Annotated in this window: 11 protein-coding genes and 3 pseudogenes; 10 read left to right on the forward strand and 4 right to left on the reverse strand. The window is 36.5% G+C overall.

What is annotated here, in order from left to right; all coding sequences use genetic code 11:
- Window positions 1-57: 57 nt before the first annotated feature.
- Window positions 58-1104: an FUSC family protein gene (locus JCM9157_RS03750; RefSeq protein ID WP_035662327.1), complete on the reverse strand. Its 1047-nt coding sequence runs from the start codon at window positions 1102-1104 to the stop codon at window positions 58-60.
- Window positions 1105-1225: 121 nt separating this feature from the next.
- Here JCM9157_RS03750 and JCM9157_RS03755 point away from each other — a divergent pair, with 121 nt between their 5' ends.
- From JCM9157_RS03755 to JCM9157_RS23830, 4 genes are all read left to right on the forward strand, one after another.
- A complete protein-coding gene (locus JCM9157_RS03755; RefSeq protein ID WP_035662328.1) occupies window positions 1226-2068 on the forward strand; it encodes a polysaccharide deacetylase family protein in 843 nt (280 codons plus the stop codon).
- A gap of 132 nt (window positions 2069-2200) precedes the next feature.
- The gene (locus JCM9157_RS03760) at window positions 2201-3274 is read left to right on the forward strand and encodes a M23 family metallopeptidase (RefSeq protein ID WP_035662330.1); all 1074 of its coding nucleotides are present in this window, start codon (window positions 2201-2203) and stop codon (window positions 3272-3274) included.
- A 108-nt stretch (window positions 3275-3382) separates the two neighbouring features.
- Window positions 3383-3841 (forward strand): hypothetical protein, encoded by a 459-nt coding sequence (locus tag JCM9157_RS03765; protein WP_035662332.1) that lies wholly within the window; start codon window positions 3383-3385, stop codon window positions 3839-3841.
- 172 nt (window positions 3842-4013) lie between these two features.
- Complete coding sequence (locus JCM9157_RS23830) at window positions 4014-4133, forward strand: GapA-binding peptide SR1P (RefSeq protein ID WP_081734032.1); 120 nt, start codon at window positions 4014-4016, stop codon at window positions 4131-4133.
- 55 nt (window positions 4134-4188) lie between these two features.
- Here the strand turns inward: JCM9157_RS23830 and JCM9157_RS03770 are convergent.
- Window positions 4189-5663, reverse strand: a pseudogene (locus JCM9157_RS03770) (aminotransferase class I/II-fold pyridoxal phosphate-dependent enzyme).
- A gap of 172 nt (window positions 5664-5835) precedes the next feature.
- On the opposite strand from JCM9157_RS03770, the gene JCM9157_RS03775 reads away from it, so the two are divergent.
- The gene (locus JCM9157_RS03775; RefSeq protein ID WP_035662334.1) at window positions 5836-6789 is read left to right on the forward strand and encodes an NAD(P)H-dependent flavin oxidoreductase; all 954 of its coding nucleotides are present in this window, start codon (window positions 5836-5838) and stop codon (window positions 6787-6789) included.
- A gap of 15 nt (window positions 6790-6804) precedes the next feature.
- Window positions 6805-7071, forward strand: a complete 267-nt coding sequence (locus JCM9157_RS03780) for a UPF0223 family protein (protein ID WP_035662336.1) — start codon at window positions 6805-6807, stop codon at window positions 7069-7071.
- A 95-nt stretch (window positions 7072-7166) separates the two neighbouring features.
- Here the strand turns inward: JCM9157_RS03780 and JCM9157_RS03785 are convergent.
- Window positions 7167-7789: pseudogene (locus JCM9157_RS03785) on the reverse strand (YktB family protein).
- 264 nt (window positions 7790-8053) lie between these two features.
- On the opposite strand from JCM9157_RS03785, the gene JCM9157_RS03790 reads away from it, so the two are divergent.
- The 3 genes from JCM9157_RS03790 (at window position 8054) to JCM9157_RS03800 (ending at window position 10184) form a co-directional block, all read left to right on the forward strand.
- Window positions 8054-8242, forward strand: a complete 189-nt coding sequence (locus tag JCM9157_RS03790; protein WP_035662339.1) for a YkzI domain-containing protein — start codon at window positions 8054-8056, stop codon at window positions 8240-8242.
- A 250-nt stretch (window positions 8243-8492) separates the two neighbouring features.
- Complete coding sequence (locus JCM9157_RS03795) at window positions 8493-9293, forward strand: inositol monophosphatase family protein (RefSeq protein WP_035662340.1); 801 nt, start codon at window positions 8493-8495, stop codon at window positions 9291-9293.
- A 3-nt stretch (window positions 9294-9296) separates the two neighbouring features.
- A complete protein-coding gene (locus tag JCM9157_RS03800; protein WP_035662342.1) occupies window positions 9297-10184 on the forward strand; it encodes an NAD(P)-dependent oxidoreductase in 888 nt (295 codons plus the stop codon).
- Window positions 10185-10266: 82 nt separating this feature from the next.
- On the opposite strand, the gene JCM9157_RS03805 is transcribed toward JCM9157_RS03800, so the two are convergent.
- Window positions 10267-10452, reverse strand: a complete 186-nt coding sequence (locus tag JCM9157_RS03805; protein ID WP_035662345.1) for a DUF5325 family protein — start codon at window positions 10450-10452, stop codon at window positions 10267-10269.
- A 251-nt stretch (window positions 10453-10703) separates the two neighbouring features.
- Between JCM9157_RS03805 and typA the strand changes: the two are divergent.
- Window positions 10704-12538, forward strand: a pseudogene (gene typA, locus JCM9157_RS03810) (translational GTPase TypA).
- Window positions 12539-12551: the final 13 nt, after the last annotated feature.

A 12551-nucleotide genomic window follows, 5' to 3' on the forward strand; every position in this document is an offset into this window, starting at 1 on the left:
ATAGATTACCATATAAATCCGTTATCTTGCAAATGATATGAATATTATCTATGATGATTAATCATAAAGTAGTTGCTTCTTAAATATATAAGTTGGGTATTTCTTTTCTTCCATCGAAAACCTGCGTTCATCAGTCGTAATTTGAGACAACTCCGCCGTCACTTCATGAAGGGAGACTAGTTCATGGCAGATTTGCGCTACAAATGTGTCAGGTTTTTTTTGCTGGTTTCTTACCTGCTTTAGATTTTCCACAGTTATATAGTGATTTGTCGTCATTTGATGATAGGGATCCTGATAAACTTCAGAAAAAGATTCAATCGATTGCTCAATGATTTTTTGTTCATTCTCGGATAAAGCTTGGTTAACTCTTAAGTGACATATTTTTCCTATATGGAACAATATAAGGTGTAAATAATCTAATTTCTTCTGAAGATAACCAAAGGAACGGCGTTCGAACTCACACGAACGTCTATAACGCCATTCATCATGCTGGAATTGTGTCAATTGATAGGCCTTAGTTAACTCTTCATGTAAATGGCGATAATAGATGGTTCGATCGTGAGAATTAGGATCATCATGCAAATAGGACTGTAATATACTTGTTAAATTTCTTGCTGATTTGTTAAATAGTTCATCTACCTTAGTAACAAGGATAGGGCCAAATTTCGGAGGTAAAATTAGAAAATTGACAAAGGTAGAAACAATAATTCCAATTGAAGTACCTGATATCCTCGTACTAAAATCAAATAAAACATGATCAGTTGTTCCAGGTATCATAGCAACAGCGGTCAAAGTTGCAACTAATGTTCCTGTATCTAATTTTAACTTTGAGCAAACAATGATCGTAAGCATGGCAACAAGTGCGTAAGTAAGAGCGCTCTGTCCAATAACAAAATCTACGGCTATGGCAAAACTGGCCCCAAGAGCAGCTGCTGGTAATCTAATCATACCTTTTTTTAAAGAATCGGCAGCAGTTGGTTCAGTTGTTACAATAGCAGTAATCACTGCGTAAGTAGGCGGAAGTTTTAATAAATGGCATATTAATGCTGTAATAAAAACAGCTACACCAGTTTTTATCACTCTAGGGCCAATCCAGCTTTTCATTTTATAATTAGCTCCTTCATTTATAGAGGATTTAACTTTTTTATCATTTAATAGTATTGTGTAAATATAGTCTACATATACACTTCCTTCCATCAGTATATATAGAAAGGATGTCTACAACTTGAGATCATTTATCGTTTTCCTTACTGTGTTTATTTTCTTGACAGGCTGTCAAGTTAAAGAAGATAGTATGAACGAAAATAAGGGACAAGAACAATCATTTGTTTATGAGAACAATCAGTCTAAAGAAGAAAAAATTGAAATTGAGGAGGAAGATTTAAAGGAAACAGAGCGTTTTAGTGAAATAGAAGAAACATTACTAGTAGTTGAAGAGAAATATCAGATCGATTCAGATAATTGGAAAGTAAAGCCATTAAAAGATGGTCAAAATGATAAAATTGTACTTTTGACAATTGATGACGCACCAGACCGTTATAGTGTTGACATGGCTAAAACGTTAAAGGAACTTGAAGCCGGAGCAATCTTTTTTGTAAATGGTCACTTTTTGCAAACGGAAGAAGATAAGCAGAAATTAAAAACATTACATCAATTGGGTTTTGAAATTGGAAACCATACAATGAATCATCCAAATATGAGTCAGATCACAGCAGAAGAACAAAGAAGAGAAATAGTAGAATTAAATGATTTAGTTGAGGAAATTATTGGTGAAAGGCCGAGATTCTATCGGGCGCCATTTGGTGTTAATACAACTACTTCTAAGGAAGTTATTGAAGAAGAAAATATGCTTGCGATGAACTGGACTTATGGTTATGACTGGGAGAAAGAATATCAGGAGGCAAAACAATTAGCTGAAATCATGATTAATACCGAGTTGTTAAGCAATGGAGCAAATATTCTTATGCATGACAGAAGCTGGACTTTACATGCTTTAGAGGATATTGTAACTGGTTTAAGAAAGAAGGGGTATGAACCAGTTGACCCTAAGGAAATAACAATAAAATAAGTAAAAGGAGCTGTACTCCTTTTACTTTCCTTTCTTTTGATCGTTTTCTGAATTTTCAATTTTGTATGTCTTTATGTGAATTGGTCAATAAAGATAAGAAAAGTTGAAAATAGGAAAGAAAGGTATCTGGGGATGAAAAAATATAGTATTTTAATGGGTATTTTATTGTTAGCGATGTTTAGTATTTTTTATCAGCAAGAAGCATCGCAAAAAGACCAAGGTCAATTGACATCAATGAATGAGGAAAATTCAATTATTTTATTGCCGATCAAAGCTATTGAAAAAGAAACGCATTTTTTGCTAGATGATTTTATTAACCTCGTTGGAGGAACTTATGATTATAATTCTGTTCATCGTACACTTGATCTTCGTGTTAATGGAGACACATTTTATTTCGTCGATGGAGTTCCAGTCGTACAAAAAAACGGAGAATACCTCGTAACTGATGCAGTTAAAATGACTATAAATGAACAGGAACATATTTATCTACCAGTTTCATTTATTGAAGTTGCTTTAGGAAGTCCCGTTACATCTCAGGAGAATACCATTTCTTTTCGCCATCAAGAGGAGGCAAAGCAAGTAGCTAGTTATGTCCATTCAATAGACATCGAAAATTGGGATGTCGAAAAAATGGTAGAGTATTTAGCTTTCCTCGAAAAACCAATAAAGGGAGCTGAGGTCAGTAAAATACCGAGTCATCTACCTGGAGCCCCTCGTGCTTATCGTAATGGTTTTCATGAAGGTATTGATTGGTATGACTTTGCTTCAGGTGGAGGAATTTCAACCAATACACCTGTTTATGCAATGGGAGAAGGGGTTGTGGTTAGGGCAGATCAGCAATACGAGGAATACGCTTCAAGTGAGGATAGAAATCAAGATTTAACTTATACAGCGGCAATCGGTGAAACACCAGAATTTATATTTGACCGCTTAAGAGGTAGACAAGTTTGGGTGCAGTATGAAGGAGGAGTAATGAATCGCTTCGCTCACCTTCATGCGATTCCCGAAAATATACAAGTGGGTACAAAGGTAGACTCAGAAACAGTTATTGGCTATGTTGGCAACTCCGGTACAAGTGACGCTGTTGAACAAAATTACAGCGCAGGACTTCACCTGCACCAGGATCTTTTAATATATGGAGAGTTATTTTGGAAGTATTTGAGTCAAGAAGAAGTTTTGGAAGTCCTTGAAAGAATATGGGAGTAAGATAAACACATCGACAATACTTGTCTGAATAAAACAATTTTCGACATAACTTTTTATGGTAAGCTGTAGGTAAGGTTAATCGATTTTGCAGTGATGGAGGTCGCTTCAATGGATAAGTCAAATTTACTTGATGAATTGCGCCTTGAAATTGGACTTGTACGAGATCAAGTTGAAACTTTATCTAGCTTTTATATTGGTATTACACGGAAATTTGCTAATCTAATGCAGGATCGTTGGTCTTCAGTCGCCATTTACGAGACGACAAGTAACGCATTCATAATGAAAGTGTGTGCCGGGCCTTGTTATTTAGAGAGGTTAATCCCTTTTGGTGAAAGTATTCTGAGTACAGTTGCTATTAGAGGAGAGCTATTATTCCAAGAAGAAGCAAATTTACAGAAAGTCTTCTTACCCTTCTACAAAGACCATCATTTATTGGGGATCATTACAGGACATATACCAAAGGAAAGTTATGAGATAACGGAAGAAGATTTTTCTTTTGTTAAAGAGGTAGGTAGATTTATTGAAGTTCAACACGAAATATTTTACCCATCAAACTATAGAGGTTAGCTTTTTGGTTGTTAACAATTAGGTTATACCCAAAGAGGCTTATCCTCTTTTTTTATTGTTATCTTTTTGAAATGTGACACACAATAACGTATTGACTCTTTTATTAGTGTGTTATATTATGGGTTTAAGAAAACTTAAAACGCTTACAAAAATGCATAAAGGGGAGAATAATATGGGAACGATTATTTGTCAACAGTGTAACAAGACGATCAGTGTGTTTGAAGGTGAGAAAGTTACAACACTTTATGCGAAAGGGAATTGTGAGCATTGCAAAAATAACAAAGAGAAATAAAAAAATGTCATAGTTGACAGTTAAAAAGGACTCTAAACGAGTCCTTTTTTCAGTATTACTTGATAGCTCTGTGTTCTTTAATTACGCGGATGGTTTGAAACGATTCATCTTCTGGCCCTTGAACTGGCAAACCGCTTTTCAAGTTTTCTTGTATATAAGAGAGATTATCCTCTGTTATAATTTCTCCTGGTATTAAAATTGGTATTCCAGGAGGATAGACCATAATAAACTCGGCAATTATTCTTCCAGCAGACTCTTCAAAAGGGACCACTTCAGTCTCGGCATAAAATGCATCACGTGGGGAAAGAGCAAGAATCGGAATATCTGGTACATTAACAGAAGATATTTTGTTTTCTCTAATATTATCTGCGTGTTCGTTTCCAAGATGAGTGAGTGCATCTAATAGAATGTCCATTTTTTCTTGGGTGTCACCTAATGTAACAATACAAAGAATGTTATACAAATCAGACATCTCAACTTCGATTGAATAATGTTTACGAAGCCACATTTCAACTTCATGCCCGTTAATTCCTAAATCCTTGACCGTAATAATTAATTTAGTAGGATCAATATCATAAGTAGCCTTCGTACCTAGAATTTCTCTTCCAACACAAGATAAACCAGAAATTTGATTGATTCGGACTCTCGTTTCTTCCGCGAGGCCAATTACATTTGAGATGAGCTCTTTGCCCTTTGTTGCGAGTTGTTTCCTTGCTACGTCAAGTGATGAAAGTAACAAGTAAGAAGTAGAAGTTGTCGTTAACATACTGATAATGGATTGAACACGTTTTGGTGAGACGAAGCCTTCTTTGACATTTAGAATGGAGCTTTGAGTCATAGATCCACCTAATTTATGAACACTTGTCGCAGCCATATCAGCTCCTGCTTGCATGCTGATACTGGTAACTCATCGTGAAAATGAATGTGAACACCATGCGCTTCATCAACTAAGACAGGAATGTCATGAGCATGTGCAAGCTCTACAATTTTTTTTAGATTTCCAGATATTCCAAAGTAAGTAGGATTGATAACCAGAAGACCTTTTGCATCCGGATGTGCTTGAATTGCTTTTTCTACTGAATCAATTGTAATTCCATGTGAAATCCCTAAATTCGGGTCAATTTCTGGATGAATAAAGATTGGAGTTGCTCCCGACAAAATAATGGCTGACATAATAGACTTATGAACATTTCTAGGAACAATGATTTTATCTCCAGGGCCACAGACTGACATGATCATTGTCATGATTGCTCCGCTTGTTCCTTGTACAGAAAAGAACGTATAATCGGCCCCGAAAGCTTCAGCAGCAAGCTCTTGAGCTTCTTTTATAATACCATGTGGATGATGAAGGTCATCTAGTGGTTCTATATTTATAAGGTCAATGGAAAGGGCATTTTCGCCAATGAATTCTCTGAACTCAGGATCCATTCCTTTCCCTTGTTTGTGACCAGGAATATGAAATTGAATGGGTTGTTTTTCAGCGTGCTTACGCACACCAGTGAACAACGGAGTAAGATGTTGTCGTGACAACTGGTTCACCTCTTTTTGAGTATTGACTATTGTGTTTATAAAACAAATTTGAGTATATCAAAAAACAAACGGAAAGCAAAGATTCAAATGAATGTGAATTTTAGTAATTTCCCTAACTTTGTAATTCTATAGTCATGTTACGATAATAAAAAAAGGTTTAGGAGGCAAATGGATGAGAACAAGAATAACTGATTTACTGAATATCGACTTTCCTATTATACAAGGTGGCTTAGCTTACTTGGCTTATTCCAATTTAGCTGTAGCAGTATCGGAAGCAGGAGGTTTAGGTCAAATTACTGCGATGTCTCTATCGTCTCCTGAGGAGCTAAGACATGAAATTAAATTAGTAAAAGAAATGACTTCTAAACCATTTGGCGTAAATTTTGCAATCGGACAACATGGAAGGTCATATGAGGATATGTTAGAGGTAGCGATTGAAGAAAATGTACCTGCGATTTCAATGACGGGTGGCAACCCGAGTCCAATTTTAGAAAGGCTCAAGGACACTTCAATAAAAAAGCTTGTGTTAGTTGCTGCCAAAAGACAAGCTGTGAAAGCAGAGCAGTTAGGAGCTGATGCAGTGATGGTTGTGGGTCACGAAGGAGGAGGTCATTTAGGCCGAGCGGATACGGGGACCATTGTATTAGTCCCTCAAGTAGTTGATGCAGTTTCAATCCCTGTTATTGCCTCTGGTGGTATTGGTGATGGGAGAGGGTTAATGGCAGCGCTCGCGTTAGGAGCTGAGGGAGTAGAAATGGGGACTAGGTTTATTGCCACTAAAGAATGTATACATGCGCACCCTCTTTATAAGGAACAAATTATTGCTGCTTCAGAAGAAGACACAACGGTGATAAAGCGCTCTCTAGGAACGCCCGCTAGAGCTATTAGTAATGAGTGGACAAAAAAAATACTTGAAATTGAAAAAGAAAACCCAACCTATGATTCGCTTAAAACGTATATAAGCGGCAAAGCAAACAAAAATTATATTCATTGCGGAAAGGACTCGGAAGGATTTGGTTGGGCAGGTCAGATTGTAGGAAGAATACAAGAAGAGTTGTCAGTTAATGAATTAATTAATACAATAATGGAGGAAGCTGAGCAAATTCGGATGAGATGGAACAGCTAGAAGGGAAGAGGACAGATGGAGTCTAAATGGCAAATATCACTTGATTGGAGTACGGAAGAGGTTGTATGTGTAATTGAATTCTTTGAAGTAGTTGAAAAAGCCTATAAAGGTGGAGTAGACAGGGAAAAAGTACTTGCGCTCTATCGACGTTTTAAAGAGATTGTTCCAAGCAAAAGTGAGGAAAAACAATTATTTAAGCAATATGATGAAGAATTAGGAATTTCAAGTTACAAGGTCATTAAAAAAGCGCGGGAAGAAACATCTACAAAAATAAAAATGTAACAAAAAATAAAGCCCCAACTGATGGTTCCCCCTAAAGTTAGAGTAGAAAATCTAACTTTAGGGGGGCGATACCGCTTGAAGGGGCTTTTATTTTATTACGACATCGACAATCGGTATAGAGGAAGTAACTGTTCATACGTTTCTCTTGTGAAATTGGCTAAAGCCTGTCCATCTTTCAGAATTGGATCATTTGGTTGAAGATGACGCCCAACTAAAAATTCAGCTTTTTTCACATCTCTTAAGCGTTGTAAGTCAGCCTTAACATCTTCCTTGCTTTTTTCCGCTAAAGGTGTAGCATCCTTTTTCATGTGATCTAACGAAATAACGAAGTTTGCTGGTAAATCCGTTATTAGATTTAAGTTATCTAATAACGAATGGGCAATAGCCGTTTTGTTAGGTGCTTCATAAATTAATGCGAACCATATGAATACATGATCATCAAATAAACCTAATTGAAAATGAGGGTGCTTTTTATAGCCGCGTTTATCATGCAAATTGCCATCCATGTGTCCTTAGGAGGATTGACTGTTCTTCTTGCATGCTTTGCAATATGAAGGTACATTTCATTTCCTAGTAGTATGGAAAGGTCATGCGTTAACTGCTCACCTAAACTCTTGAATGTTGGTTGTATACGTGTTTTTATCGCTTCCATTCTCTCATCTAAACCTTCAATAGTAAAAACATCAAAATCTGATTGTGTGAAACCTTTCAAACTCATGTAAATAACCTCGCTTTTTCATTTATACTCGTATTTTATCATAAATCATCTTTTTTACGCGAATTTACAAACCCGGTATACCGATAAAATAAATAACAAAAAAACCATATGTGGTAAGGATTAAGTTAAAAATAATTAATTATGCGTTTGACGTTTTCTTATTTTAAGTCCTATGCTATAATAAAATTAGTTAAAATAACAGAAAATTTAGTTTTATACCGATTGGTTAGTTATTTGTCAATTACAAAAGAGGAGTGAAGCTATATGGAACAAGTCATGCAAACGTTTATTCGGAAAGACGGAGAAATGAGAATTCCTGTATTACGCCTTGAAATTGACTATGAGCTCGCAACTCTACATGATGCAATGCTAGATGAAGATTTAGTGTTAATGAAGCAAACGAAACATCGTCTTGAAAAGCTTAGACTAGAGTTGATCCAATTAGAGGTATAAGAAGCTTTTGTAAAGTAAAGTGACTCAGGAACCAGGTTACCTGCTGATGTATAATCTGTAGCTAACAGAACTGGTGCTGAGTCTCTTTTTTGTTTTCAGAGTTTGATTGTTGTTTTGGAATGGGAGCTCTTGGTTAGCGTAATGGAACGAACACGGTACAAGACATTTTTAGTTCCTTGTATTTTTCTATTTGGAAAATGTATGTCATAATGGTAAAGGAATTGAAGTTGTAAATTAGGAGGTCGTGTTAATGGCGGAGGACTGGTTAGAGCTTGAGAAAAAAGCAAGAGAATGGACTTATGAAGCAGCTAATTTGGTTAAAGAATCATTAGCGAACCCTATACATATTGAATCTAAGTCTAATCCAAATGATTTAGTAACAGAGGTTGACAGGGCAATTGAGTCTTTTTTCTTTCATAAAATTCAAAATGAATATCCAGAACACTTCTTTTTAGGTGAAGAGGGTATTGCAGACGAGCTTGAATCCCTAGGGGGGACCGTTTGGATTATAGATCCGATTGATGGAACAATGAACTTTGTTCATCAAAAGTATAATTTTTCGATTTCGGTTGCTATTTATCATGAAAGCCAAGGAATGGTCGGACTTGTATATGATGTTATGAATGATGAACTATTCCATGCCGTTCGCGGACACGGAGCTTATTTGAACAACGAAGAATTTTTGCCAGTTAAAGAAAGACCTTTACATGAATCAATTATTGGTTTAAATGCTAAGTGGTTAGTACAAGAGAAAAACGCTTATAGAAATCCATTAAGAGCTCTTGTTCGCGATGTAAGGAGTATTCGCTCTTATGGGTCTGCAGCACTTGAAATTGCTTATGTAGCGGCTGATCGACTTGATGGATATATTAGTGTCAATCTCTCACCTTGGGATTACGCTGCAGGACTTGTTCTTTTAGAGGAAGTGGGATGCAAAGCTTCCACATTTAGAGGTGAGCCATTAGATTTCATGAAACCAAGTACTGTAATAGTGGGAAAACCCCAGCTTCATAAAGAGATGGTTTCCTCATATGTGGGGGAGGAACTTTAAACGATGAAAAAAGTTGGTTTTATTGGATTAGGTACAATGGGATTACCGATGACCAAGCATCTGGTCGAAGCTGGGTTTGAAACTTATGTAGTTAGTCGCAGTAGGGGGCCAATTGAACAAGCTCTATCATTTGGTGCTTTTGAAGCTAAAACACCGAGAGACCTTATGGAGACGGTTGATATAGTAATGACTTGCTTACCTACTCCACAAACTATTATAGATGTGTATGAGGGAGAGGACGGTTTAATAGCAGGAGCAACTGAAGGCAAGATCATAATAGATCATTCAACTGTTAATCGGGAAACAAACCTTCATGTTTCTAGGCTTTTAGCTGCAAAGAAAGCGCACTTTTTAGATGCACCAATTAGTGGTGGGCCAATGGGAGCTCAAGCTGGGGCATTAACCATTATGTGTGGAGGCGAGTCACAGGTATTTGAAATAGCAAAACCCGTGATGCAGGCGTTTGGAGAATACATTGTTTTAGTTGGACCCACAGGAAGTGGAACGGTCGTAAAGTTATTAAACAATATGTTAATTGGAGTTCACCAAGCAGCTTTAGCTGAATGCTATGTAATGGCTGAAAAAGCCGGTGTTGATCCAGCGATTGCCTACGACTTAATTAAAAGAAGCGCAGGTTTTTCCAAAAGTATGGATTGGTCAGTTGATGCGATCCTTGACCGTTCTTTTGAAGCTCGGTTCTCCATTAATTTACTACATAAAGATATCCGATTAGCCTTAGAGCTCGCAGATCAAGTAGAAATGCCTTTAGATCTAGTTGCTTTAGGTGAAAGAAAAGTTGCAGAAGCAAAGGAAAAATTTGGTGATCAAGATGTTTGTGCCATCGTACGTCCTCTTGAAGAAAAAACGCGAACTTTCTTGAAAAGAAAATAAAAAATGCGTACAATGCTTAATCTAATGTTTTTGAGCGAAAAAGAAAGGTACCATAAAGCTTAAAGCCTTTATGGTACCTTTTTTATACTTCGTTTGACTCTCTGACTTTTTTACGTAGTGTAAATCCTAGACCAGTAGCAATGACAACTCCTGCTATAGCAAGGATTGCAATTAAAAGACTTCTCTCGGCTATTGCTACACCAATACTCATAATGCAAATAACACTAATAATGGCAAGTAACAAAAATAATACGTTCTCTTTTTTCATATAAGAGCCCCCTAACGAACTTTCACATTTAATAGTGTAACTCGAATTGAAAAAAAGAAAAACCCTAACAATGTGACAAATAAAGTAAACATCTTGGAAATAGTATAATCTCTAAATGTGATAAAAGGGTTTAGGCAATGCTATTACATATAAAGAAAAATAAAAATATGTTGTTGCTGTCGATATTTGTATCTTTAAAATCATTTTATGATATACTTGTACAGTTAATGAACGAATAAGGAGAGAAAAAAATGAAAACTCGTAACGATATACGTAATATCGCGATTATTGCTCACGTTGACCACGGAAAAACAACTCTTGTAGACCAGTTGCTTAAACAATCTGGTACTTTCCGAGAAAATGAGCAGGTAGCAGAACGCGCAATGGATTCTAATGCATTGGAGAAAGAGCGTGGAATTACAATTTTAGCTAAAAATACGGCAATTAACTATAACGATAAACGAATTAATATTATGGATACACCAGGACATGCCGATTTTGGTGGTGAAGTTGAACGAATCATGAAAATGGTTGACGGTGTATTATTAGTCGTTGATGCTTACGAAGCTGTATGCCTCAAACTCGTTTTGTTCTTAAAAAAGCTTTAGAGCAAAATTTAATCCCAATTGTTGTAGTAAATAAGATTGACCGTGATTTTGCTCGTCCTGCTGAAGTAGTAGATGAGGTTATTGATCTTTTTATTGACTTAGGAGCAAATGAAGATCAATTAGAATTCCCAGTTGTTTACGCTTCTGCTATCAACGGTACTTCTAGTATGAATGCTGATCAACAAGATGAAAACATGAGTTCATTATTTGATACGATTATTGAAACGATTCCAGCTCCTATTGATAATAGTGAAGAGCCACTTCAGTTCCAAGTTACAATGCTTGATTACAACGATTATGTTGGTCGTATTGGAATCGGTCGTGTATTTAGAGGAACAATGAAAGTTGGGCAACAAGTTGCTCTAATGAAACTTGATGGTTCTGTAAAGCAATTCCGTGTTACTAAAATGTTTGGGTTTCTAGGCCTAAAGCGTACAGAGATTCAAGAAGCTCAAGCTGGTGACTTAATCGCTGTTTCAGGAATGGAAGAGATCAACGTAGGGGAAACAGTGTGTCCTGTTGATCATCAAGAAGCATTACCAATTCTACGTATTGATGAGCCTACTCTTCAAATGACTTTCCTTGTTAATAACAGTCCTTTTGCTGGCCGTGAAGGGAAGTTTGTCACAAGTAGAAAGTTAGAAGAGCGTTTGAAATCAGAATTAGAAACAGATGTAAGTCTTCGAGTTGAAAACACGGATTCTCCAGATGTGTGGATTGTTTCAGGTCGTGGAGAGTTACATTTATCTATCTTAATTGAAAATATGCGTCGTCAAGGCTTTGAATTACAAGTTTCTAAACCAGAAGTTATTATTCGAGAAATTGATGGCGTGAAATCCGAACCAATGGAGCGCGTTCAAATTGATGTTCCTGAAGAGTACACTGGATCTGTAATGGAATCAATTGGTGAACGTAAAGGTGAAATGATCAATATGACTAATAACGGTAGTGGACAAGTTCGTCTTGAATTCTTAGTTCCTGCTCGTGGTCTAATTGGTTATACAACTGAATTTTTATCGCAAACACGCGGTTACGGTATTATTAATCACTCCTTTGACAGCTATGCACCTATGGCTCCTGGACAAGTTGGTGGACGTCGTCAAGGTGTTCTTGTTTCAATGGAAACAGGAAAGGCGACTCAGTATGGAATTATGGGAGTCGAAGATCGAGGTACTATTTTTGTTGAACCAGGTACAGAGATCTATGAAGGAATGATTGTTGGTGAACACACTCGTGATAATGATTTATCTGTGAATATTACGAAAATGAAACAACAAACGAATGTTCGTTCTGCAAATAAAGATTTCACTGTAACAATGAAGAAACCTCGTATCATGACACTTGAAGAAGCGCTTGAGTATTTGAATGAAGATGAATACTGTGAGCTTACACCAGAGTCGATTCGATTACGCAAAAAAATTCTTAATAAATCAGAACGGGAACGTGAAGAAAAGCGTAGAAAGTTAGCGGCAAAATAAGAAGGTGATATTA

The sequence above is a fragment of the Halalkalibacter akibai JCM 9157 genome, assembly GCF_000513135.1.
In the GTDB taxonomy this organism is placed as follows: Bacteria; Bacillota; Bacilli; order Bacillales; family Bacillaceae_D; genus Halalkalibacter; species Halalkalibacter akibai.

Coding starts and splice junctions, on each gene's coding strand:
- JCM9157_RS03750 (WP_035662327.1), bottom strand. CDS start 1,104: ATGAAAAGCTGGATTGGCCCTAGAGTGATAAAAACTGGTGTAGCTGTT.
- JCM9157_RS03760 (WP_035662330.1), top strand. CDS start 2,201: ATGAAAAAATATAGTATTTTAATGGGTATTTTATTGTTAGCGATGTTT.
- JCM9157_RS03765 (WP_035662332.1), top strand. CDS start 3,383: ATGGATAAGTCAAATTTACTTGATGAATTGCGCCTTGAAATTGGACTT.
- JCM9157_RS23830 (WP_081734032.1), top strand. CDS start 4,014: ATGGGAACGATTATTTGTCAACAGTGTAACAAGACGATCAGTGTGTTT.
- JCM9157_RS03775 (WP_035662334.1), top strand. CDS start 5,836: ATGAGAACAAGAATAACTGATTTACTGAATATCGACTTTCCTATTATA.
- JCM9157_RS03780 (WP_035662336.1), top strand. CDS start 6,805: ATGGAGTCTAAATGGCAAATATCACTTGATTGGAGTACGGAAGAGGTT.
- JCM9157_RS03790 (WP_035662339.1), top strand. CDS start 8,054: ATGGAACAAGTCATGCAAACGTTTATTCGGAAAGACGGAGAAATGAGA.
- JCM9157_RS03795 (WP_035662340.1), top strand. CDS start 8,493: ATGGCGGAGGACTGGTTAGAGCTTGAGAAAAAAGCAAGAGAATGGACT.
- JCM9157_RS03800 (WP_035662342.1), top strand. CDS start 9,297: ATGAAAAAAGTTGGTTTTATTGGATTAGGTACAATGGGATTACCGATG.
- JCM9157_RS03805 (WP_035662345.1), bottom strand. CDS start 10,452: ATGAAAAAAGAGAACGTATTATTTTTGTTACTTGCCATTATTAGTGTT.